The 21,288-nt window shown below is 55.3% G+C and carries 21 protein-coding genes; 7 read left to right on the top strand and 14 right to left on the bottom strand.

The features are described from left to right. Positions 1 to 35 precede the first annotated feature (35 nt). From BUB69_RS03730 to BUB69_RS03680, 11 genes are all read right to left on the bottom strand, one after another. Positions 36 to 1,985 (bottom strand): DNA topoisomerase III, encoded by a 1,950-nt coding sequence (locus tag BUB69_RS03730; protein ID WP_073162486.1) that lies wholly within the window; start codon positions 1,983 to 1,985, stop codon positions 36 to 38. 227 nt (positions 1,986 to 2,212) lie between these two features. After that, a complete protein-coding gene (locus BUB69_RS03725) occupies positions 2,213 to 2,668 on the bottom strand; it encodes a single-stranded DNA-binding protein (RefSeq protein ID WP_073162483.1) in 456 nt (151 codons plus the stop codon). Further along, positions 2,665 to 3,183 (bottom strand): DUF3158 family protein, encoded by a 519-nt coding sequence (locus BUB69_RS03720; RefSeq protein WP_073162481.1) that lies wholly within the window; start codon positions 3,181 to 3,183, stop codon positions 2,665 to 2,667. The genes BUB69_RS03725 and BUB69_RS03720 overlap by 4 nt, the downstream gene beginning before the upstream one ends. After that, the gene (locus BUB69_RS03715; RefSeq protein WP_073162478.1) at positions 3,180 to 3,935 is read right to left on the bottom strand and encodes a PFL_4669 family integrating conjugative element protein; all 756 of its coding nucleotides are present in this window, start codon (positions 3,933 to 3,935) and stop codon (positions 3,180 to 3,182) included. The genes BUB69_RS03720 and BUB69_RS03715 overlap by 4 nt, the downstream gene beginning before the upstream one ends. 221 nt (positions 3,936 to 4,156) lie before the next feature. After that, a complete protein-coding gene (locus BUB69_RS03710) occupies positions 4,157 to 5,344 on the bottom strand; it encodes an STY4528 family pathogenicity island replication protein (RefSeq protein ID WP_073162475.1) in 1,188 nt (395 codons plus the stop codon). After that, entirely contained in the window at positions 5,341 to 5,889 is a 549-nt protein-coding gene (locus BUB69_RS03705; RefSeq protein WP_017530160.1) for a DUF2857 domain-containing protein, read from the bottom strand. The genes BUB69_RS03710 and BUB69_RS03705 overlap by 4 nt, the downstream gene beginning before the upstream one ends. Next, complete coding sequence (locus BUB69_RS03700; RefSeq protein ID WP_073162473.1) at positions 5,886 to 7,475, bottom strand: ParB family protein; 1,590 nt, start codon at positions 7,473 to 7,475, stop codon at positions 5,886 to 5,888. Before BUB69_RS03700 ends, BUB69_RS03705 begins: the two co-directional genes overlap by 4 nt. Positions 7,476 to 7,489: 14 nt before the next feature. Then, a complete protein-coding gene (locus tag BUB69_RS03695; RefSeq protein ID WP_064594984.1) occupies positions 7,490 to 7,699 on the bottom strand; it encodes a hypothetical protein in 210 nt (69 codons plus the stop codon). Between the two features lie 84 nt (positions 7,700 to 7,783). Next, positions 7,784 to 8,629 (bottom strand): ParA family protein, encoded by an 846-nt coding sequence (locus BUB69_RS03690; RefSeq protein WP_073162471.1) that lies wholly within the window; start codon positions 8,627 to 8,629, stop codon positions 7,784 to 7,786. 5 nt (positions 8,630 to 8,634) lie between these two features. Beyond that, positions 8,635 to 8,859, bottom strand: coding sequence for an AlpA family transcriptional regulator (locus tag BUB69_RS03685; protein ID WP_017530164.1), 225 nt, complete (start codon positions 8,857 to 8,859; stop codon positions 8,635 to 8,637). 115 nt (positions 8,860 to 8,974) lie between these two features. After that, on the bottom strand, positions 8,975 to 9,724 hold the full coding sequence (locus BUB69_RS03680; protein WP_073162469.1) for a hypothetical protein: 750 nt from the start codon (positions 9,722 to 9,724) through the stop codon (positions 8,975 to 8,977). Positions 9,725 to 10,438: 714 nt separating this feature from the next. Between BUB69_RS03680 and BUB69_RS03675 the strand changes: the two genes are divergently transcribed. The 6 genes from BUB69_RS03675 to BUB69_RS03650 all read left to right on the top strand — a co-directional run bounded on the left by BUB69_RS03675 (position 10,439) and on the right by BUB69_RS03650 (position 16,322). Further along, on the top strand, positions 10,439 to 11,107 hold the full coding sequence (locus tag BUB69_RS03675; RefSeq protein ID WP_073162467.1) for a GntR family transcriptional regulator: 669 nt from the start codon (positions 10,439 to 10,441) through the stop codon (positions 11,105 to 11,107). 77 nt (positions 11,108 to 11,184) lie between these two features. After that, positions 11,185 to 11,994: an ABC transporter substrate-binding protein gene (locus BUB69_RS03670; RefSeq protein ID WP_073162465.1), complete on the top strand. Its 810-nt coding sequence runs from the start codon at positions 11,185 to 11,187 to the stop codon at positions 11,992 to 11,994. A 12-nt stretch (positions 11,995 to 12,006) separates the two neighbouring features. Next, complete coding sequence (locus BUB69_RS03665) at positions 12,007 to 12,783, top strand: amino acid ABC transporter permease (protein WP_073162463.1); 777 nt, start codon at positions 12,007 to 12,009, stop codon at positions 12,781 to 12,783. A 2-nt stretch (positions 12,784 to 12,785) separates the two neighbouring features. Next, positions 12,786 to 13,565: an amino acid ABC transporter ATP-binding protein gene (locus tag BUB69_RS03660; protein WP_073162461.1), complete on the top strand. Its 780-nt coding sequence runs from the start codon at positions 12,786 to 12,788 to the stop codon at positions 13,563 to 13,565. A gap of 22 nt (positions 13,566 to 13,587) precedes the next feature. Then, a complete protein-coding gene (locus BUB69_RS03655; protein WP_073162458.1) occupies positions 13,588 to 15,198 on the top strand; it encodes a gamma-glutamyltransferase family protein in 1,611 nt (536 codons plus the stop codon). Between the two features lie 365 nt (positions 15,199 to 15,563). Continuing rightward, positions 15,564 to 16,322: an SDR family NAD(P)-dependent oxidoreductase gene (locus tag BUB69_RS03650; RefSeq protein ID WP_073162456.1), complete on the top strand. Its 759-nt coding sequence runs from the start codon at positions 15,564 to 15,566 to the stop codon at positions 16,320 to 16,322. Between the two features lie 354 nt (positions 16,323 to 16,676). Here BUB69_RS03650 and BUB69_RS03645 read toward each other — a convergent pair whose 3' ends face one another. From BUB69_RS03645 to BUB69_RS03635, 3 genes are all read right to left on the bottom strand, one after another. Then, complete coding sequence (locus tag BUB69_RS03645) at positions 16,677 to 17,354, bottom strand: RraA family protein (protein WP_073162453.1); 678 nt, start codon at positions 17,352 to 17,354, stop codon at positions 16,677 to 16,679. Positions 17,355 to 17,665: 311 nt separating this feature from the next. Beyond that, positions 17,666 to 19,012 (bottom strand): TRAP transporter large permease subunit, encoded by a 1,347-nt coding sequence (locus BUB69_RS03640; protein ID WP_073162450.1) that lies wholly within the window; start codon positions 19,010 to 19,012, stop codon positions 17,666 to 17,668. Between the two features lie 54 nt (positions 19,013 to 19,066). Continuing rightward, positions 19,067 to 20,311: an alpha-hydroxy acid oxidase gene (locus tag BUB69_RS03635; RefSeq protein WP_084537043.1), complete on the bottom strand. Its 1,245-nt coding sequence runs from the start codon at positions 20,309 to 20,311 to the stop codon at positions 19,067 to 19,069. A gap of 87 nt (positions 20,312 to 20,398) precedes the next feature. Between BUB69_RS03635 and BUB69_RS03630 the strand changes: the two genes are divergently transcribed. Further along, positions 20,399 to 21,265 carry a LysR family transcriptional regulator gene (locus BUB69_RS03630; protein ID WP_058422003.1) on the top strand — a complete coding sequence of 289 codons (867 nt, stop codon included), beginning with the start codon at positions 20,399 to 20,401 and terminating at the stop codon, positions 21,263 to 21,265. The last annotated feature ends 23 nt before the right edge of the window (positions 21,266 to 21,288 follow it).

Genomic DNA, 21,288 nt, shown 5'->3' with positions numbered 1-21,288 from the left:
TGATCTCAACCGAACTGTCATGGGCGTCACGTGTCTTATCTAATTGGCGTAGTACCCTTGCAGTTCGGATACTGCGAGCATGACCAGAACGGCCCAGATTTGCCCTTTCGCTTGATCATTGAGGCATTGCAAATGGGGCAGGCCGGTCCGGCTTTGACCGCTATCGACAAGGTGAGCGCACCACAATGTTCGACCAATTGCGCGATCCATTTCGCCTGCTTTGTGACAAACGCATCCAAGGTCAGGCGTCCCCCTTCGATTTCGTCAAGCGCCTGCTCCCAAATCGCAGTCATGCCAGGATCCGCGACTGCAGAGGGTACCGCCTCGATCAGGGTATGGGCCGCCGCCGTGGCCGTTAAGGCGCGTTTTTTCTTCATCAAATAACCGCGATCAATGAGCCCTTTGATAATGCCAGCTCGTGTGGCTTCGGTTCCGATACCGGTGGTGTCCCGAAGTTTCTGTTTCAGGCGTGGGTCGTTGACAAGCTTGGCGACGTTTTTCATCGCCTTGATCAGATCACCCTCGGTGAGAGGTTTAGGAGCGGCAGTTCGCATGGATTTGAGTTCGACATTGTCCACTGCGCACTGCGTGCCCTGTTGCAAGATGGGTAAGACTTGGGATTTGTGACTGGGCTCATCCTCCTCGGTGTTTTCGGAGAGCGAGCTTTTCCAGCCCTGGACCAAGATCAGTTTGCCCACAGCGGTCAATCGTTCTTCGCCACACGCCAGTTCGACCTGGGTCCGATCAAACTCATGATGCGGAAGAAACTGCGCTAGGTAGTGGCTACGGATCAGTTCGTAGACATGGCGTTCTTGTTCGGACATCCGCACCAGGTTTGCCGGTTCGATGGTGGGGATGATGCCGTGGTGCGCAGTGACCTTGGCATTGTTCCATGCGCGGGAGCGCAATGATTGATCGAGGTCCTCGAATGCAGGTCTGAGTGCAGGATCCGTTTTGAGCAGGGCGTCTAGTACCGCGGGAGCTTCGTTGAACATATTCTCTGGCAAATAGCGGCAATCGCTGCGCGGGTAGGTGGTGGCTTTGTGGGTTTCATACAGGGCTTGGGCGATGTTCAGGGTTTCCTGGACGCCGAGCCCCAGCTTACGCGAGCAGACTTCCTGCAATGTACTCAGGTCGAAGGGCAGGGGCGGCGGTTCTCGGTAATGCTCAGTATGTAACGAGAGTACCGTGGCGGACTTCTCGTCGGTGATTGTTTGGACCGCGTGATGGGCAAGCACTTTTTGTAGGCAACGCCCCGACTCGTCCCGTCCTGAGCATGGTGGTAACCACGACGCGATGAATCGCTGGCCCATCGACGATAGGTGTACCTCAATGTTCCAGTAAGGCACCGGGACGAAGCCGGCAATCGCACGATCCCTATCGACCACCAGACGTAAGGTGGGTGTCTGGACGCGCCCCACTGACAAAACGCCGTCGTAGCCTGCCCGCCGACCAAGAAGGGTAAACAAACGACTGAGGTTCATGCCGATCAGCCAGTCGGCACGGCTGCGGGCGAGGGCCGAGTGATAGAGCGGGAAGGTCTCCTGACCAGACTTCAGCGAGTTCAGTGCCCTGCGAATCGATGCTTCGTTGAGTGCGGACAGCCAGAGGCGCTGAACAGTGCCTTGGTACTGGCAGAGCTCCAATAATTCGCGGGCAATCATCTCACCTTCGCGGTCGGCGTCGGTTGCGATGACAACGGAGGTGGCTTCGCTGAGCAGGCGTTTGATGATTTTGAACTGCGCGGCAGTCTTGGGTTTGACCTCCACTTGCCACTGCGCCGGAATGATCGGTAGATGATCCAACGACCAGTTCTTGTACTGAGTTCCGTAGGCTTCAGGCGGGGCCGTCTCCAGTAGGTGGCCGATACACCATGTGACAGTTGTCTCGGGGCCGATCAAGCAACCATCGCCACGCTGAGTGGCTCCGAGAACCTTGGCGATGTCACGACCCTGGGAAGGTTTTTCGCAGAGGAAGAGGCGCATATAACTACTCCGGATTGAGTCCGGAGCAGCGTTGTTCGAAGTAGCAGGGGCGAGATATGAGAAACCTGAATGGCAGGTTCCTCATATTAGTCGGTGAGGGCGGCCTTGAATGGGCTGAAGCTGCTACCTCATTGGAGCGTTCGTAACTGGGTGGGGGCTTCATGAGCAGCGAGTAATGACAGGCCAGGCACTTCGCGCAAAGGCGCAATTTTTATGCCTGAAGTCGTTCAGGCCTTAGGCGATTGCCCTCTGTGTTTCTTGGGTTTCGACGTCAACGAGCTGACCTGTTCAGTATTTTGAGCGGCCGTCGGTTCACTGGAGCGTTCCCGCATGACCACGCTGTGCACCCGGTGAGGCAGGATGCCGACTCGACGGGCCTCGATCTTGAAGGTCACCCGTGCATTGTCTTCGCTGTCCTCCCACTCATCGCGCACCGTACGACCTTCGACCAGCACGCGCATGCCTTTCTGGTACAGCGTGCTCCAGTGTTCAGCCTCACGGTGCCAGAGCTCAACCGGCGCCCAATAGCCGCCCCGATCTTCATAGCTGCCCTCGCGTGGGATGGGGTTGTCGAAGTACACATTCAGCCTTAGCAAACGCCGTGGCTCGTCATTGCCTGAGGCGAACTCCTGGAACTCTGGCGCACTGCCGATATTGCCTTCGCCGACGAAAAAAGTACTCATCGTGTTGTCTCCACTGCGGGTGTGAACTGGCGCAGCAACTGTTCGGCACTGGCCATTTTGATCGCGCAGGTCGTAGCCTGGCGGTAGAGCGAATGCACTACACTCATTTGAAGGTTTAGTGCGATACGCGCGCATTCGAAACGGTGCAATTCCTCTCGTACGATCTGCGGCAATGCTTTGTTGGAGATCTGACGTTCCCAAACCGCCACACCCATGCGAGAAAAATCACGGGTGCGCCAACGCAAAAAGGTGCTGCCCGCACTGGTCTTCTGCAGCACCAATCGTATCTTCAATAGCGAGTACGGCGGATCCCCGGCTTGCTGCACGACAGCCTCCATCAGGCGACATAACTGCGCCTCGATTTCCCTCGCCACCTGCGCCAGGTGCTCCAACTCCCCCTTACCCTTAAAAGGTTTTAAAAGGCCTTTTAGGGAGGCAGCGTGTTCGAGCTGCCGATAGGCATCCGGTGTCAACGCTTCGAAGGGCATTGGTTGAATCGGGGTCATGGGATTCATGCGTCAGCCTCCGGCTCATTCACGGTCACAGACGGACCATCCACGTCCTCTGCCAACGCGTCAGCGTCATCCACTGCTACAGCACCACGGCGAATGATCGGCGGCGCAAACTGAGAACGGCGATGACCCTCAAGGATGTCCATCGGGGGCAATCCATACTTCTCCACGGCCGCCAGGGCGCGGGCATTATTTGCGGCCATATCATCGCGTGTAACGCCGGCATGTCGATAACGTTGCGCCTGACCGAACAGGCTGCGTAACAGGTGGGCACCGTCGTCGATCCAGGCTTCCATGTCTCTTCGGCCGATCAAAGCCGTGTGATGGGCCAAGAGGGTATGGCGGACCAGCGTGTCGTAGTCGGTTAGCAGGTAAACCGCCAGAAAACCCAGCTGACTGCCGATGTACAATGGCACAGTGACGGGGTGGATGTTGAGGTTGTCCCCCATGTCGATCTGTGTCGGCAGGTCCTGTCTTATTCGGTCTAACTGTTGAGTCAGTTCCAGCATCCCAGCCTTTGCCTGCATCAATTTTTCTTCGAGTTGCACGATGGCCCAATCTGCATAGGGATCGTCTTGGGCCGCAGTTTGTTTGATCAGGTTGGTGACACTGATGTAACCGGCCATACCCATGATCGAGTGGACGCCTTCGCGTGCGGCTCGACCTTGCCAGATACGGGCTGCATGGTGGGTATGCAGGGTCAGGGTGATGCTGCTGCGCAATGAACCTAGATTGAGTTGATAGTGATCGGCCATGGTGTTGTCCTCGCATTGGCTTGGACGGGACGTTGCGTCAGATGAGGGTCAAGGACAGCCAAAAAGCTGAATGCGGTCTATTCGGTTTGGTGAGAGAGGGCAAATGCCTGACGTCTACGTTTATTGGAACTACGCCCAGGCGTTTCCCTAAACGCTCCATGGTTCGGTCCGATATTTTCGTAGACTGGAGCTCTCTGGATTTGATGCCACTGGCATCAAATCTACTGACGTCCACTGCCTCCACGCAGTTGGCGCAGCTCATTTAGGCACGCTTGGGCGAGGGCTGATGCAGGTTCGCCCTTTTTTCGAGAGGGCCGCGACGGGGCGGGTGGGGGCGGCTCTGCGACGGGGGACGGTTCGGCCTGACTTGCCCAAGGACGAAAGTCGCCCTTCAGCGCACGTTGGGCCAAGCCCATCAGATAGGCAGCTGGCTTGCGTATACCACCGGCCGCACAGCGTGCCCCCGCTTCGTTAAGCACCGCCTGCTGATCCGCTGGGTTGAGCTTGTTCAGCGCCACGGCGATGGCCTGACGTTCGCTTGGGTTCAGGCGCAGCGAAGTGGGCCAGTGCAGGTTGTCCACAGTAGAGGTCGCGCGCGGTACTGTACATTTACTTTCTTTTAATACAGTACAGGCAGCGTTCGGATTCCGAACGGTGCTGGAAACGTTAGGGTTCGAGCCTGATTCGGAATCCGAACGAGGGCCTGCACGATTCCGAACGTGGTGATCTTCCCCACGTTCGGAATCGTGGAATGCATCACCGGGTGGCTGATCCAAGCCTTGCTGCGCCCACTGTTCGCCCCAACTGTCCAGCCGCGTCGGTAACCGACCCTGATCGATATTCGTGTCCTGTCGGAGCTCCTCCACAATGTGCTGAGCGACAATACGCACGGCCTTTGTCGCGTGACCGAGGGCATGTCCGACCAGTTCTAGGTAGTCCTGATCGAGCTCCATGGCTTCGGCGGGGGTTAACGGCTCATCGTGCAGAACGTACAAAGAACCTTGTAGCTGCCCGCTGATTTGATCGCGACCGCGGCTAACCAAACTGATCCAACGAGTGAGCCTGAGCATCGTCAACACGCGTGCAATGGTTTCACGTGAGGCTGACGCACCGTAGGGCACGCTCGAGAGGTAAGGCTGCAAATCATCATAGCGCGGCGTGACCACGCCCTGGCCTTGCAGCATGAGCCGAAATACCTGCCAAGCATTTCGCTCCAATGGCGTCAGCCGATTATCCAACAGCAGCCGACGTGGCACGACTTCGTGTGATTGGCCACTAAACAGAAAACCAGCCTGTAGAGCCTGGTTGGAGGGCTGTTCAGTGGTAGGGCGTGCTGGCCAGCGCTCATGCAGCTGCTGTGTGCATTGCTGCAGGACACGTTGCCAGCGACTGGCGGGAACAGCATTCATGTTTTGTTGCTGTACTGGTCGATTTGCTGCCAAACGATGGTCAAGCTGATCTGCTGTTCTTCGGCAAGCATCATCATGGCGTCGAGTTTATCCTCGGTGCCGTCCTCTGTTCGTATTTGGCACCAACGTTGCCACAACGCATGCTCCTGCGCTTCGCTTAAATGTTGGGGGCGGCCTTTACGAGTTTCTATCTTGAGTAGACGCCGACGCATGGCTGTTTCCGAATGCGCCAAGCCAAAACACTGGTACATAATGGTGCTGCTTGCGCCGAGTTTGAGCGCTCGGTTGATCAACCGTTCGTTCTGTTCGTCGCGTTCAGCTTGTTCAATCAAACGATGCAGCACTGGCGAGTCAATCTTGACCTCAAGCCAAGGGACTGTGGCATGGGCCAGGCGCGATAACGTGGTCGGTGGTAAGGATTGAAGCACGAAGATGTCATCCTCACTCAGTCCAAGTGCCTTGCAGCGTTGCAGGTTGCCCAGGCGCAGTTCGTGCAGTACCTGGGTTAGCATGGCTTGATTGAGCATATTGAAGGACAAGTTCATCTCAGCTCCTCCGGTGAGTTTTTGTCTTCAGAGATGAGTGTTAAGTCGATTAGACGCCGGGCCAGGCGGATCAGGCGAAACAGTTTGATTAACAGACTGTCAGGCAGTCGTTCCAGACCCACGTCCGTGACGGGTCTATCTGGTAGAGGGAGTTGATAGACCCCCAGCAGCAACTGCCCGAACAGTGCGGAGGGGATTTGCTTGCGGTCCTCCCAGTTCACCTCGTCTTGAGCCCGTAACAGGGCCAGGAGCATTAGGTGAACGCCGGTCGAGCGAGGTGCTGAAAGATCAAGTCGCTCAATGTCCAACGCGAAGCCCAAGCCAAGCTTTTGATCAATGATGCACTCGGGATCTCCGGCATAGGCCGCCATTTCCCGGGCCAGTCCTGCAATGCTTAAACGCAGTTGTTCGGGCGTATCCAGCGTTGGTGCGATGGTCCAGAGGTCGTCGATTGCGCAGGTTTCGAATGAAGACTCCGCTTCGGTAATGATCTCGCGATCGATTTGCTCACGAATCTGTTGAACGCGTGATAGGCGACTGACCGCAGGTAAAGTATTTGTTTCGGGTGCGTTGAGCTGTTCTTCTGAAATTGGCTCTATCTTGCTCTTGGCATCAGTTGATTCGGGGTTAGTGTCGGAGGAGGGCAACTCTGCCGCAGTTTCATGCACGCTTGGCCGATGGCTGCTTTCTGAGGGCGTGGTGGTGACAGCCCCAGGCGTGGAGACGACCCGTTGGGTATCGCTCAGCTCCAGGGCCAGCATACGGTAGGACCGTCCGAGCAAGTGGCTCATGCGTTCGAGCAATTCGTCCTGGATCTGCTCAAGATCAAAGTATTCAGGACCGCCATCGAAGTAGCCCATGGTCTCCAGCCAGAACTCTGCAAACGCGACTGTGGCGGTTGGATAGCGGTTCCAGGTTCGCTCAGCCTGACTACGTAGACCGATCAGACGTTCTATCTGAGGCTTACCCAAGCCGGCATACAGAGTTTGTGGAATGGCGGGTAATAAGTGTTCGAGGGTGTCCAGCATCCGGCTGATATGCGACTGCGAAACCGGATAGCCTCCAGCGGCAAGACGTCGAGACAGCTCCCGTTGTGAGAGCTCTGGGCCATCCGACTCAAGCATGGTTTTGAGTTTGGCTACTGCCAGGGCCCTTTCGATGAACGTGAGTTGGCCGTGCAGGTCGCTTTCCGCCAGATGGCCGAGTAGGGCGTTGGTTTCATTGCTCCAAGGTCGGAACAGGCAGTGAATCCGAAAGAAACGCTCGTCGCGAGTTTCCTGCCACAGCTCGCCGAGAATTGCTAATCGCGTATTACCGCCGTTGCGGATGATGAAAGAGGTTTCACCCGGGCGGCGGGTAATCGGTGGCGGTTGATCTAGCCCGCGTTCACGGATCGAGGCTTTGATATCTTCATACAGCGGATTACGGATGAAGCGGGGATTGTGTTCGTAGGGGCGTAACTCTTCCAGAGTGACCAGCATGGGAGTGTCGATGACTGGATCGGACAGTCGCTCCAGTCCAGGACCTTGAGTGAAGTGGTCCTGGTGCAGCTTGTCGGTGATTTCCTCCTGACTGAGCTTCTTCATCGCAACCGCCTCGGTTAACGTCGGCTACGTAAATGGTCACCGACCTCGAACTTCACGATTTCGGCAGTCCCTGAACCTTCGAAATGTTGGGAGAGTTCTGCGAGGAACCACACCATGGCCGAGCGCCCCCCTTGCAGACGAAAAACCACGGTGCAGTACTCCTCGCAAGCCGCGTCGCGTGCTCGAATGGAAGGCTGAACGACGATAGGAAACTGATCCAACATTAGAAAACTCCTTACCAAGCCCTGCTGGGCTCAGGGCTGATCAAACAAAAATAAATTGGTGAAATGCTGATTGGGCGATTTGTTTTATCGAGGCTCCGCACACCTCATTACCGATGAGATCGCTTCGCGCCATTCAGGAAATAATTCGATGGCCAGCGCTTGCATGATTTCTAACGCACACGGCGAGCGTCGGCGTTTACTCGACGGGCACTTATCTATTCGGTGGACCGGTAAGCCGAGGGAGGCGGCATTGAGATATGCCACGCGGTCCGGGATTACGGTGTCTAGCACCGAGATATTGGTAGCCTCTGCGAAAGTCTCGCGCAGGCTCCGGATGATCATCCGGGTGTCCACTCGATTGACGTTCACTTGGTTCAGTAAGAGCCGTAAGGGCGGCGGGTCAATGCCTAGGTGGCGAAACGGTTCGAGCTCACTCAGTAGCTTCAAGGTGCCACGGCGCATTTCGCGGGCAGCGAGCATTTCTGGTGTGATGGGAGATAGGGCGAGATCGGAGGCCAGGATGGCCATCTCCAGCAGTACACTGCGTGCTCCCTGAGTATCAATCAAAAGCAGGTCATAATTGAGATGCAAATCGTTGAGTAACTTGTGCAGGCGTAGTCGCCCATCAGGTGCATGCAGCAACAAGGTGCTCAGTCGACCTTGATCGTCGTTGGAGAAAATCAGGTCGAGACCGACGACTGCAGTCCTGGAAATTATTCGCTCAGATATTGTTAGATTGAGTGCAATGAGCTCGTACGCACCTGCCTGCGCTTTCTGGCTCAATGAATAATAACTGGAGAGGGTGGGCTGGCTATCCAGATCCAACAGCAGAACACGCAGGCCAGCATCTGCCAGCAGGCCGCCGAGGTTCGCTGCTACTGTAGTTTTGCCTACCCCACCCTTGGTGGAAACCACCGAGACCACGTGCATCACCCTCACTCCTGTCGCGAAAGGCGTTCTGCAATCCAGTGCTCGATTTCCAGTGAGTCCCAGCCAACTGCGCGCAGTCCGATGCGCTTGGCCTGTGGAAACTTACCTTCCTTCATCAGGTTGTAAATGTGCGCACGCTTGAAACCGGTTTTTTGCTCAACCTCATCACGTCGCATGATGTGGCGTTGGAGTTGAGTGGCTTCAACTGAGGGGATAGATTGGCTGGACATGCTAGTCACTCCTGGCGCCAGTTGGCGCGTGCTGGTAAGTGACATGGATTGAATCGCACTAAGTCGGATGAGTCATTGCATTGCAATCAACCCTATTGCAACGCAATTGGCTCGATCAGGTATTTTTTTTGAGGCTACGATTGGCCACGGCAAACTTTTCATCCAGCGTGCGCTTGCTGAGGCCGGGCACATCTTTGTGACGAGCGACAATGGCATCAACGATGGCTGCTTGATTCGTGAATACCGAAAGAGGTTTTCCGGCGGGCGAATGGTCCAAGAGAAGGCTGACCAATGCCCCAATGATGTTGTGATAGGTCAGTTCGCTGCGCTCGCTGAGTTGGCCATTCGTTTTGGCCAAGGCTTTGAGATCATCTCTTTCAAGTCCAATCGACTGGAGCTCTGCAAGTACTTCTTGAAGGCGCTTCTGTTGAGCTTTTAGCTCCCTCGATAGCTCGTCTCGATCTGCTTTCAATGAGAGAAAAGTTCCGAGACTGACCTTTGCAGGTGCGTCTTCACCGGCCTCGAATAAAAAGCTGGGTTTGTGGTCGGGGTAATGAGTCTCCATCCAACGACGTAAGTCAGAGTGTCGGATGGTTAGCTGAAAGGGCTCTACGTAGCTTCCGCAAGGAACAGAAATCCCGAGACATCCATAAGGCAGTTCTCCGTTGCGTATGGCGTCGAAAATCCTTTCGGTAGCAATGTGAAGATTGGGCCATTGGGGAAATAGGGCTGAAAGGTTCTCTGGACGAGACCAGTCCGCCTTTACTATTTGGGCTTCATAGCGAGTGAGATTACACCAGCGTAATGCAGCATCTATAGGGCGATAGAAAGTTTTTGCATACGGATTGAAAACATGAGCGGGCATATTGTGGCGGACCTCCAGTCCCAATGGATAGGCCTCTCACCGACTATCCATAATTCAAAACTAGCTAATCACCCTAGCTGTTTCTTCGGATCATCAACTCACTGCGGTAATTCTGTTTTCAGCTAAGCAAATAACTTTTCGATGCATGAGATATCTCAGGGGATGTGAGCTAGGCCAAGAATCTGATAACGGCCGATTTCACCGCCATGCGGCGGACAACATCCAACCCAAAACAGGGCGTTTATTGCCTGCACCACCCTATGTGGGCCTGTTATTTCGTAATGACGCGGCGTTCAAGCTTCCCGTCATCGGATGTTGTTCGATACACGGTTAAGAGCGGCGTACTACCTCAACGGCCTCTTATCGCGGAATACATCCAAACTGCCGGTAACGTCATTGAGAGACCGGACATTCCACTCAAGGTTTCGTGAAGGAGGTGCGTATCAGCTGTTTCATAATGAGCTCTGAGGCCATTTGTAGATCATTAGGCGTGACCAGGCCCTTCATCGGACATCCGCTACTTTCTTGCGCAGAAATGGAAAGTTACTGCGTCATTTAGTAGCAAATCGCTTTACCTGCTTCCCGCATTTCTACACACCCGAATGGAAGACTTCATTTAAATCAACGATTAATGTTCCATTGGAGATATTGGCGCGTTTTATGCTTTATCGAATTCATGGATAATTGGATACAAAAATTCAAAGAGGCTGTCCCATGCAATTTGCCCCCGCTTATGTTGATCGCCAGCCTCTGACTGCAGAGGAGGAGGCCTACACCTTCCTCCTCGACGCCATCTGCGGTGGCCGCTTCCGCAAAGGTGATCGCTTGATCGCCGAGGATATCGCCAGCGAGATCGGCATGAGCCGCATGCCAGTGCGCGAAGCATTCCGCCGCCTGGATGCCCAAGGTTTGGTGACGCTGCGGCCCAATCGCGGTGCGATCGTCAGCGGTCTGGATATTGATGAGCTGCATGAGGTGTTCGAGATGCGCAGCGCACTTGAGGGCCTGGCAGTTCGTGTCGCGGTCAGTCGCATTGGCGAGCGTCAGATGGCGGCTCTGGAGCGCCTCCTGGACGCGATGGATGATTACCGCGACGAGAGCACTGCGTGGGTCCGCTATCACCGTGCCTTTCACGAATACCTGTGCGGGCTCAGCGGCCGGCCACGCTTGCTCAAGCAGATTTCCGCATTGTATTCGCTGGTCGAAGCGCCCATGCGCCTGTGGCTGCAGCACAGTGAGAAACCCCTCAGCGCGCGCGAAGAACATGCGGTGATCCTCGACGCAATTCGCGCCGGTGACGCCGATCGTGCCGAAGCCGTGGTGCGCGAACATATCGAAAGCACCGTCCCGTTACTGATTCAGTTTCTGCAATCGAGAAAATAAGAGAGACGGGGTCCTGACCCGTCCGTGTTTTGACTTTAGTCCTGCCCCCTTTATCTAACGAAGTGGAGTGTCTGGTCATGCATAAACAACGCCGCGCCTTGCTGGTGGCTGTAACCCTTGGTCTCTGCACTCAATGGGCGTCTGCCACGCCCCAAGTGCCGGAGCGCCTGCAAAAGGTCAATAAACTCACCTACTGCTCGGGGATGGATTCACCGCCCCTGGTGTCCTTCGACGAAGCCCAGAAACCGCGCGGGCTCACGGTTGACCTGGGGCTTGAGATCGCCAAACGGCTGGGCGACAAGCAGGTGCAGTGGCGGGTGATTCCGTTCTCCGGCCTGCTACCGGCGTTGCTTGCCCAACAGTGCGACATGATCGTCGATCAGTTGTTCGACAAGCCCGAGCGGCGCGAAGTCATCGATATCGTCAACTACATGTACTCCAGCCAGTCGGTGGTGGTGCCCAAGGGCAACCCCAAAGGCATCAAGACCCTGGATGACCTTTCCGGACGCAAAGTGGCGGTGCTCAACGGCTCCACCATCAAAACCCTGCTGGACACCCAGAACGAAAACCTCGTCAAGGCTGGCAAGCCACCGATGAAGCTGGTGGTCTACAACACCGACACTGATGCTTTCCAGGCGCTGCGCATCAGTCAGGCCGATGCCTACGGCACCACTGTAGAAACCGCGGGTTACTACGCGTCGATGGCGCCGGACCTGTTCCAGGAAGGGGTGCCAGCATTCAGCCGCATCCTCACCGGCCTGGGCATACGTAAGGACGACCCGCAACTGACCGCCGCCGTGCAGCAGATCATCAGCGACATGCGCAGCGACGGCAGCTATGTGCAATTGCTCAACAAATGGCACGTCAGCAGCGACACACTCGACTGAGGCTCTAAAACGATGAATTTCAATTGGGATGTGTTCTGGCAATACCTGCTGCAGCCCAGTGGGGTCTACCTCACCGGGTTGTGGCTGACTTGCCTTATCAGCGTACTGGCGATGCTGCTGGGCTGTGCGCTGGGCCTGGCGGCGGCGCTGTTGCGTCTTTCGACTAACCCGCTGCTGCACATGCCGGTGCGCCTTTACGTGTGGCTGATGCGTGGCACGCCGTTACTGGTGCAGATCGTGTTTTTGTACACGGCGCTGGCGGCGGGCGGGATTTTCCGCTTCGAGGACATCGAGCTGTTCGGGCTGATCATCCCCGGCAATATCCAGGCGGCGATCATTGCCCTGGGTCTGAATGAAGGTGCGTACATGGCCGAGATCATCCGCGCCGGCATCGGCGCGGTGGACAAGGGCCAGTACGAAGCCGGGCGTTCCCTGGGTATGGGGTTCGGCAAATTGATGCGGCGCATCGTGTTGCCCCAGGCGTTTCGGGTGATCGTGCCGCCGCTGGGCAATGAGTTCAACGTGATGCTCAAGAACACCACGCTGGTGAGTGTGATCGGGGTGCAGGAGTTGTTGCTCAGCACGCAGATGGTGACCTCGGCGACTTTTCGCGTCTTCGAGTTGTACTTGGTCGTCGCGATTTACTTCCTGACGCTGACCACCCTGTGGGGCTTTTTCCAGAGTTGGCTCGAACGCCGCTTCGGCCAGTCCGATCGACCTTCGGCGCCACCTCCGGCAGCCAGCCGTATGTTCGGTCGCAGCACCCTGAAATTGCTGAGGGGACGTTAACCATGGCGCACCAAAGTGAAGAGCTGATCATCGAGGCACTGGATGTTCAGAAGTCGTTCGGTGAGTTGCAGATACTCAAAGGCATCTCCCTGCAAGTGCGGCGCGGCGAAGTGGTGGTGCTGATCGGCGCTTCCGGCTCCGGCAAGACCACTTTTATCCGCTGCATCAACCTGCTCGAAGATATCCAGGGTGGGCGCATTCGGGTCAACGGCCGTGCCATGGGTTCTCTAGAGCGCGCCGATGGCAGCCTGGTGCGCGATTCGGAGCGCAATATCGCCCGCCAGCGCCGCGACATCGGCATGGTGTTTCAGCGCTTCAATCTGTTCCCGCATATGACTGCGCTGGAAAACATCATCGAAGCGCCGATTCAGGTGCTGGGCGTGCCCCGTGCCCAGGCGCTGGAACAGGCCCGGGGCTTGCTGGCGCGGGTCGGCCTGGCGGACAAGGCCAGCCACTACCCGTCGATGCTCTCCGGGGGCCAGCAGCAGCGGGTGGCGATTGCCCGTGCGCTGGCGATGAAACCTCAGGCGATGCTGTTCGACGAACCCACCAGCGCCCTCGACCCGGAAACCGTCGGCGAGGTCTTGCAGGTGATGAAGGAGCTGGCCGAGGAGGGCATGACCATGGTGGTGGTCACCCATGAAATGGGCTTTGCCCGCGAAGTGGCCGACCGTGTGGTGGTGCTTGATCAGGGCGAATTAATCGAGCAAGGGCCGCCAGAGCAGATTTTCAGCCACCCCAGCCATCCCCGGACCCGGGCGTTTCTCAGCCGCGTGTTATGACCTTTTTTGAAGAGCCTTTGCCATGTTGAAATTCTCCGCACACGAATACCCCTATGCGTCGCAACGCCAAAGCGTGTTTGCCCGTCGCGGCATGGTCGCGGCATCCCAGCCGCTGGCAGCCCAGGCCGGTATCGAGATCATGCAAAAAGGCGGCAACGCCATTGATGCCGCCATCGCCACCGCGGCGGCGCTCACCGTCGTCGAACCCACTGGCTGCGGCATTGGCGGCGATGCGTTTGCCCTGGTGTGGTGCAAGGGGCAGTTGCATGGCCTGAACGGCAATGGCCACGCACCGGCATCCTTGAGCATCGAGGCAGTCAAGGCGGCCGGGCATGCGCAGATGCCGCTGTATGGCTGGACCCCGGTCACTGTGCCGGGCTGCCCATCGGCCTGGGCCGAACTGTCGCAACGCTTCGGCAAATTGCCGTTTGCCGATTTGCTGCAGCCGGCCATCAGCCTCGCACGCGACGGTTTCCCGTTGTCGCCGGTGGTTGCCCATCAATGGCAGATTTCCTTGAACGAATTCAGCCCGCACCGCGACGAAGTGCTGCAAGCCTGGTTCGACACGTTCCTGATTGAGGGGCGCGCGCCCCGGGCGGGCGAGATCTTCCGCAACCCGGCTCAGGCTCGTACCCTGGAAGAACTCGCCGCCACCCGCTGCGAAAGCCTTTATCGCGGTGCCTTGGCCGAGCGCCTGGATGCACACTCGCGGGCCAGCGGTGGTTACCTGCGCGCCAGCGACCTCGAGGGTTATCGAGCGCAGTGGGTGGAGCCGATCCACATCAATTACCGTGGCGTGGATGTCTGGGAAATCCCGCCCAGTGGTCAGGGCCTGGTCGCATTGATGGCGCTGAAAATCCTCGAAGGCTTCAACTTCGATCACCGCGACAGCCAGCAAACCTGGCATCGCCAACTGGAAGCCATGAAGCTCGCCTACAGCGATGGCCTGCACTACATCACCGACCCGGCGCACATGCGCGTGGCAGTGGCCGACTTGCTCAGCGACGACTACAGCACCCGCCGCCGTGGTCAGATCGGCGAGCAGGCCCAGCCACCCAAGCCTGGCGACCCTCACGCCAGCGGCACGGTGTACCTGGCCACCGCGGATGCCGAAGGCAATATGGTCTCGTTCATCCAGAGCAACTACCACGGCTTCGGCTCCGGCGTAGTACTGCCCGACAGCGGCATCGCACTGCAGAATCGCGGGCAGGAATTCAGCCTCGATGAGGGGCATGCCAACTGCCTGGCGCCTGGCAAGAAAACCTTCCACACCATCATCCCGGGTTTCCTCAGCAAGGACGGTGAGGCCCTTGGACCGTTCGGCGTGATGGGCGGCTACATGCAGCCCCAGGGCCACGTACAGATGGTGATGAACCTGGTGGACTTCGGCCTCAACCCCCAGGCGGCATTGGACGCGCCACGCTGGCAATGGCTGGGCGACATGAAGGTCGGCATCGAACATGGAGCTTCGCGCGACCTGGTCAATGCGCTGGCACGGCGCGGGCACAAGGTGCAGACCGACAGCGACCTGACCGACTACGGGCGTGGGCAGATCATCCTGCGTGACCCGGTCACCGGCGTGTTGTGCGGGGGCACTGAGCCACGGGCGGATTCGCATATCGCGGTCTGGTGAGCGGCTACACAAGCGCTGAGCCAGACGGATAGTAACGATGGGGTTGATGAGTTGTTCGATCTTCGCTGCGGCGGGTTGGTGCTCGTTGGAGCAAGGATTGAACCTCACAACTCAGGCCTCTGTTCCATCTGCTATCTGATTCTCGACATCCTTATTACCTCGCTGGTAAATATCATGTAATTGTCAATTTTTCTGATAATAATCGTCTTTTTTCAATCAGCTAAAAGCGCCTAAATTCCACCTTCACAACGTCGGCATGTCCATGCAAGGGAGCCCGGGGGTGGAAATTGCTTGGTCGAGAACAAGACTCTTTGAGTCTGGATGAACCCTATACGTTCTTAAACTCTATCTTGGCAGGAGGTTCCATGGCCCTTCGAACTGTACTGATCACTGGCGCAGCAGGTGGTGTTGGTCGCGCGCTGGTTGAGCGTTTTTTAAATGAAGACTTCAAGGTTTTCGCGACAGATCTGGATGCGAAAAAGCTCGCAGACTTACAGGTTGAATATCAGGTGTCAGGCATTTTTTGCGGTGATATCCGCCAACCCGCTGTGTGTGCTGCAGCCGTTAATGCAGCCGTTACGGCGATGGGCCGACTGGATGTATTGATTAACGCTGCGGGAGTATGGCGCGAAGGTCCGGTTGAAGATTTTACCGAACAGGATTTCGACCTTGTTCTGGACGTAAACCTGAAGGCAACGTTCTTCATGTGTTCAGCCGCTATTCCCCATCTGAAATTATCAGAGGGTTCCATCCTGAATATTTCAAGCGATGCCGGCCGGCAAGGCAACCGAAACGCCGCAGCTTATTGCGCAAGCAAGGGCGGCGTGACCCTGCTGACAAAAACCCTGGCATTGGACCTGGCACCCTTTGGCGTGCGCTGCAACGCTATTTCCCCAGGTGATATCGAAACCCCAATGCTCAAATTTCAAGCCACTCAATATGGGCAGGGAGACCCTCAGGCCTACTATCAGGATCTATTGGACAAGTACCCCCAAGGTGCCCGAGCCCGATTTATCCAGCCGGAAGAGGTTGCCGAGCTGGCGTTTTTCCTGTCCCAACCCGGTGCGCGATCCATCACTGGCGCGGACATGGCGATTGATTGCGGCGTCTCCGCTGGAAACTAACAGTGGCCCATTGATGCCGATATTTGACAAGAGGTAATGATTATGTCGAAAGGTGGAATTAGTGAGTCGACGGTGGAATTGATCTACTTTCGTGCGCTTTGAAACGATCCCAAACCCTGCGTGGATGGCTGCTTCCACAACCAAGTTCATTAATGAGATCGTCTGTAAGGCCTTTCGGGCGAAAGATGAGGAACCAAGAGAAAACTCCGAGAGTGAGCAAAAATATGCCACTCATGCTTATCGCTTTAGACAGGGCTAAACTTCACCCTGGGATAAATTTTTGCGAAGGCGCCATAGGGCGCCTTCATTACATTACTTTTTAGATCAGGTAAGTTTATAGTTAGAGAATCTGGATCAGTTGTCGAAAATACATCCTTTGGTTTGGAGTGCCTTTATCACCCATGCGCGACTATTATTTCCACTGGCAATATCGCGAAGTTGTTGAGTTTCCGTAGCGTGTTTTGCGCTTGCCTTTTCCAATATCGATTCAGCATCCTCGTAAGGAATGGCTAGGAATCCATCGTCATCTCCAACCACAAGGTCCCCTGGATGAATAACCATTCCGTTAATTGATATAGGAACGTTCACCTCTCCAGGGCCATCTTTGTAAGGCCCCCGATGGGTGACGCCTGCTGCGAAAACCGGGAAGTCACCGTTTCGAATATAGGCGGAGTCTCGTATCGCGCCGTTGATCACAAACCCTTCCAAGCCTTTTTTAACGGCATAGGAGATCATCAACTCACCTGTTAGGGCATTGGTTAGATCACCGCCGCCGTCGACTACGATTACATCACCAGGCTCGGCGATGTCCAAAGCATAGTGGAGCATCAGGTTGTCACCTGGCCGGCATTTCACCGTAAGAGCTATTCCACTCATCACTCGTCCACTATGCAACGGACGTAGGTCGACGCCACCCGCGAACATTCGATTCATTGAATCGCTGATATTTGCAACAGGAACTGAACGCGCCGCAGTTACCCACTCCGCCGACACTTTTTGATGCCGCTTCAAAACCCTAAAGCCGCTACTCATACTTAACCTCCTGATAGACATTTTGATTTATGTCAGTCCGCTGATTTCCAACCTGACACATAGGCTAATAACAGAGTCCATATTCCAAATATTCCTGACAGGGTGAACAGTATTGGGTTCAGTATTTCGGCGGCCTGCGTAATCCAGACACTATTCTGAATCAAAAAACCAAACGACTGCAGTCCTACTATTATCCCTGCCAAGATCAGCATTGCGCTAAGCAATGCTACAAATACTGCTACCATCAGCCGTGATAACGATGCACGTCTAGTAGAGCCAAGCATAAAGTACACCTCATTTTTATTGTTATTTCAGGTTGGAACTGGTAGCCAACCCATGCCTACACCCACCCCTATTAGGATAAATGGCAATACGTATAGCATTATGAGTGGAATGAATGTTTGGCTAGGGGGTACCTGTGCAATTCCGGATGCTATGTAAATAGCTGCGGCACCGGGCGGAGAGGCGCCTTCGGTTGAGGACGCTGTTAGAATCAGCCCGGCAGCAAGGTAGGGGTTTATACCGGCATACACTAGGACAGTGAAACCTATTCCGCCAATGGTTGCGACCGTCGCCGTAGAGTTAAGTGGGCCTGCTACGAGAATAACAAGCACCACAACTATGATACATGCGACCAAGGGCGAGGCGTCTAGCCCGTTGAGAACTTCCGATAGCTGCTCTGCGAGTCCTAGAGCTGCAAGAGCTGCCCCTCCAGCGAAGGCAAATACAATAGTGGTACCAATCTCGCGATAACGCGGGGCCGTAGACGCTATCAATTCGTACCAGGCAGTTCCACATTTCGGAAGCTTGCGCCACCCCAAAATAAGGGTGAACATACCTAACATGACTGGCATCCACACCATGATCGAAACAGATTTAATAGCTTGCGCACCCAGATTGCCCTTCAAGTGATCACTTAACGGGCCCAGCGTCAACAAAATCGGAATTGCGATCCCCATGAAAATCAAAACAGTCCACCACCCTTCGGCGAACGTTTTTCGGAATGGCTCTACTTCATTGTCTTTTCCCTTGCCAATATTAAAGCGTCGGACAAACATGTAAACCACGATAAGGCGCCATGCCAAACACCATGCTGAAACCCCATACATGGTCAAAAGAAGTTTTTCAACTGTAATGAAGGGGGCAACCGTACCTAGGCCAACCAGAATGAAGAATGATGCACTGGGTGGTATTACAGTACCCATACCCGCGTTTCCCGCTACGAGGGTGGCTGCAATATGACTAGGCCATTGCGATTTTTTCATCCAGGGAATGGTAACAGTGCCCACTGTCGCTGCATTAGAGGAGCCTGAGTGAGCGATTGCCCCAAACAACGCGGCGCCGACAGTCGATACGTAACCTGCCCCTCCCGGAAGTCGTCCAAGAAAGGAGTTCAGCATCGCGACTTGTCGGTCTATTATTCCAGTTTTGGCTAAAAGAGTGCCTACAAATGTAAATGCTAACGCGGAAAATACTACCTGCTCGGAAAACGCGGCTTTCATACCCTCCGTAGCGATATCAAAGAACTGTTCTTGACCGAACGCACAAATCAGCAGAAACCCGACCACCATGGCTTCAGCGATTCCTCGCTTAAGTACTGTGCTCCATATGACGATGATCAGAATATAACTCGCCAGTGCTATGACTGCGATACCCATAGGTGTACTCCATCTTTATTATTGGGTTTGGAGACGTTAGTCGGTATTAAGTTTTTAGGCCTGGCTGTGGCGTTTTCGCAATCTTTCGTGGCTTACATCACTTGGGCGTAAAACTCCCAATAGCGCCATGTTTCTCGATAATTCAGTAGCCAATATGCCGATGGCATGTTTGATTCCTGGCTGACCTCCGACCGCACCCGCGTAGTTCATAGGTCTGCCTATAAAGACAAATTTGGCTCCGAGGGCAAGCGCTACAAGGATGTCAGTTCCGCGACGAAAACCGCTATCGATCATCACAGGATATTGAGGGCCTACTGCTTTAACAATTTCTGGTAAAACGGAAATAGGGGAAACACAACCATCAAGCTGCCGACCGCCGTGGTTAGAAACAATTATTCCGTCTACGCCTGCCTCCATGGCTTTTCGGGCATCGATCGGGTCAAGAATACCTTTGACGACTAGCGTACCTTTCCACCGTTCGCGGATAAGCTTTAAATGCTCCCAGCTCAGATGATCACGGGCTCCGAAATCGCGCATCACGTTAGCAGACATGATAGGCGCTCCGCGCTTTACTCCGGAATTTTCAAAATGGGGCATTCCGTGGCGAAGGAGAGTTCTCAATGCGGTGCCTATCAGCCACCTGGGATGTGTTAGGCCTTCCCAAGCTAAATAAAGGTCTGGCTTCAAAGGCGTAGAAAATCGTGCCCGAATAAGGTTTTCTCTATTTGCGGATACGGGCACGTCGGCTGTAACTACAAGCGTTTTAAAGCCTGCCTGACCCACGCGCTCAAGGAGCGCGATGATTTTTTCTTCCTCTCCAGGCACATAAGCTTGGAACCATGCATCTGGATTCGCTTGAAGGATTTTCTCCATAGGGAGGAGCGATGAGCCGCTCATTATGGCCGGTATGTTTGCCTCGGCCGCCGCTCGCGTTTGAATGAGATCGCCTTCAAAAGCGGTAAGGCCACTGATGCCCATGGGAGCGATACCAAAGGGGGCGCTATAACAGTGGCCCAGAACCGTGGTCTCCAGACTGCGCTTTGAGGTATCTGTGAAAGCGCGTCCTATCCATTCGTAGCGGTCAAAATCGATACGGTTTGCAATCAACGACCTTTCTTTTTCCGAACCTCCACTCACATAGGCGAAAATTGGCTTCGGAAGATGCCGACGCGCTACAGCCTCAAAATCGTCCAAAGAGAGGATCCGCTTGAGGCGCTTAGGTATCTGATAGGTAGCAGACCCGCGTGGCACTGTGTGTGATGCCAGTGGGTAATCTTGTAGCCGCGTTGATTGAGCCATACACAATTCCTTCTTGTTTTGGCCATCATAGGCGACCGACCCTCAAATAAAAGTTATTCTTTGTCGATCCAAAGACGAGGATTTTTTATGAAAATTGAGGCGTTTTTGACCCTGCAAGCAACACTGGAGCGAGGCTCGTTTGCTGCCGCAGCAGAAGCAGTAAACCTCACCCCAAGCGCGGTCAGCCTTCAGATCAAGCAACTGGAGGCTTATTTTGGGCAGTCGCTTTTTGACCGATCGGGGCGCACTGTGCGTCCAACGCGATTTGCTTTGCTGGTGATTGATACGGTGTCCCGTACATTCTCAGATCTGGAAAAATTACGAACGCAGCGCGACCCATCGCTTTCTGGTCGAGTGAGGCTAGGAGTTACCGGCTCCATTCAAACTACCTTATTGCCCAGAGCGGTTGCTGAATTGCAGAAGCGAGCGCCGGGGCTCACTTTGCAGCTAGAGCGTGCGAATACGCCTGAAATGCTTTCATCGCTAAAGGCAGATCGTTTAGATGCTGCGATCCTAGTCAGGCCGCCGGGAGGTGGATCGGCTCGGCTGCATTGGAAGGATCTGCTATGCGAGCCGTTGGTGCTCGTAGTGCCGGCAAACCTGGAGAGCCTGGAACCAGAACAATACCTCAGGCGATACTCATGGCTTCGTCTGGATCGGAAGCTGGTGGTTGGCAGGATGGCAGCCCGATACGTTGATAATCTTATTCCCCACTGCGAAGCCCTTATAGATGTGCCAAGTGCGGACGCGATCATTGCTATGGTAGGTATAGGACTGGGTGTTTCTGTACTGCCTCGTCTGCGCAAGGAGCATTTGGGGGCATACCCCGTGCGCGAGGTCTCTCTTGGCCCCGCTGCGCCGACTCGCCAGCTATCCATGGTTCGCCGCAAACAGGATTCAGAAAACGCGCTACTACGCATTATTGAGCAAGCGTTCGAATTGGCTTGCCGCTAAGCGCTTTATTGGCGTCTCGACTT

The organism is Pseudomonas asturiensis (assembly GCF_900143095.1).
Taxonomy (GTDB): domain Bacteria; phylum Pseudomonadota; class Gammaproteobacteria; order Pseudomonadales; family Pseudomonadaceae; genus Aquipseudomonas; species Aquipseudomonas asturiensis.
The sequence above is the reverse complement of the archived record's forward strand: the minus strand, read 5'-3'. Positions and strand labels throughout refer to the sequence as shown.

What these genes read in the sequence shown, in the direction of transcription:
- BUB69_RS03710 (WP_073162475.1), bottom strand. Translation starts at nt 5,344, where the DNA reads ATGAATGCTGTTCCCGCCAGTCGCTGGCAACGTGTCCTGCAGCAATGC.
- BUB69_RS03720 (WP_073162481.1), bottom strand. Translation starts at nt 3,183, where the DNA reads ATGAATCCCATGACCCCGATTCAACCAATGCCCTTCGAAGCGTTGACA.
- BUB69_RS03670 (WP_073162465.1), top strand. Translation starts at nt 11,185, where the DNA reads ATGCATAAACAACGCCGCGCCTTGCTGGTGGCTGTAACCCTTGGTCTC.
- BUB69_RS03675 (WP_073162467.1), top strand. Translation starts at nt 10,439, where the DNA reads ATGCAATTTGCCCCCGCTTATGTTGATCGCCAGCCTCTGACTGCAGAG.
- BUB69_RS03650 (WP_073162456.1), top strand. Translation starts at nt 15,564, where the DNA reads ATGGCCCTTCGAACTGTACTGATCACTGGCGCAGCAGGTGGTGTTGGT.
- BUB69_RS03715 (WP_073162478.1), bottom strand. Translation starts at nt 3,935, where the DNA reads ATGGCCGATCACTATCAACTCAATCTAGGTTCATTGCGCAGCAGCATC.
- BUB69_RS03680 (WP_073162469.1), bottom strand. Translation starts at nt 9,724, where the DNA reads ATGCCCGCTCATGTTTTCAATCCGTATGCAAAAACTTTCTATCGCCCT.
- BUB69_RS03630 (WP_058422003.1), top strand. Translation starts at nt 20,399, where the DNA reads ATGAAAATTGAGGCGTTTTTGACCCTGCAAGCAACACTGGAGCGAGGC.
- BUB69_RS03635 (WP_084537043.1), bottom strand. Translation starts at nt 20,311, where the DNA reads ATGGCTCAATCAACGCGGCTACAAGATTACCCACTGGCATCACACACA.
- BUB69_RS03730 (WP_073162486.1), bottom strand. Translation starts at nt 1,985, where the DNA reads ATGCGCCTCTTCCTCTGCGAAAAACCTTCCCAGGGTCGTGACATCGCC.
- BUB69_RS03685 (WP_017530164.1), bottom strand. Translation starts at nt 8,859, where the DNA reads ATGTCCAGCCAATCTATCCCCTCAGTTGAAGCCACTCAACTCCAACGC.
- BUB69_RS03640 (WP_073162450.1), bottom strand. Translation starts at nt 19,012, where the DNA reads ATGGGTATCGCAGTCATAGCACTGGCGAGTTATATTCTGATCATCGTC.
- BUB69_RS03695 (WP_064594984.1), bottom strand. Translation starts at nt 7,699, where the DNA reads ATGTTGGATCAGTTTCCTATCGTCGTTCAGCCTTCCATTCGAGCACGC.
- BUB69_RS03665 (WP_073162463.1), top strand. Translation starts at nt 12,007, where the DNA reads ATGAATTTCAATTGGGATGTGTTCTGGCAATACCTGCTGCAGCCCAGT.
- BUB69_RS03700 (WP_073162473.1), bottom strand. Translation starts at nt 7,475, where the DNA reads ATGAAGAAGCTCAGTCAGGAGGAAATCACCGACAAGCTGCACCAGGAC.
- BUB69_RS03645 (WP_073162453.1), bottom strand. Translation starts at nt 17,354, where the DNA reads ATGAGTAGCGGCTTTAGGGTTTTGAAGCGGCATCAAAAAGTGTCGGCG.
- BUB69_RS03660 (WP_073162461.1), top strand. Translation starts at nt 12,786, where the DNA reads ATGGCGCACCAAAGTGAAGAGCTGATCATCGAGGCACTGGATGTTCAG.
- BUB69_RS03725 (WP_073162483.1), bottom strand. Translation starts at nt 2,668, where the DNA reads ATGAGTACTTTTTTCGTCGGCGAAGGCAATATCGGCAGTGCGCCAGAG.
- BUB69_RS03690 (WP_073162471.1), bottom strand. Translation starts at nt 8,629, where the DNA reads ATGCACGTGGTCTCGGTGGTTTCCACCAAGGGTGGGGTAGGCAAAACT.
- BUB69_RS03655 (WP_073162458.1), top strand. Translation starts at nt 13,588, where the DNA reads ATGTTGAAATTCTCCGCACACGAATACCCCTATGCGTCGCAACGCCAA.
- BUB69_RS03705 (WP_017530160.1), bottom strand. Translation starts at nt 5,889, where the DNA reads ATGAACTTGTCCTTCAATATGCTCAATCAAGCCATGCTAACCCAGGTA.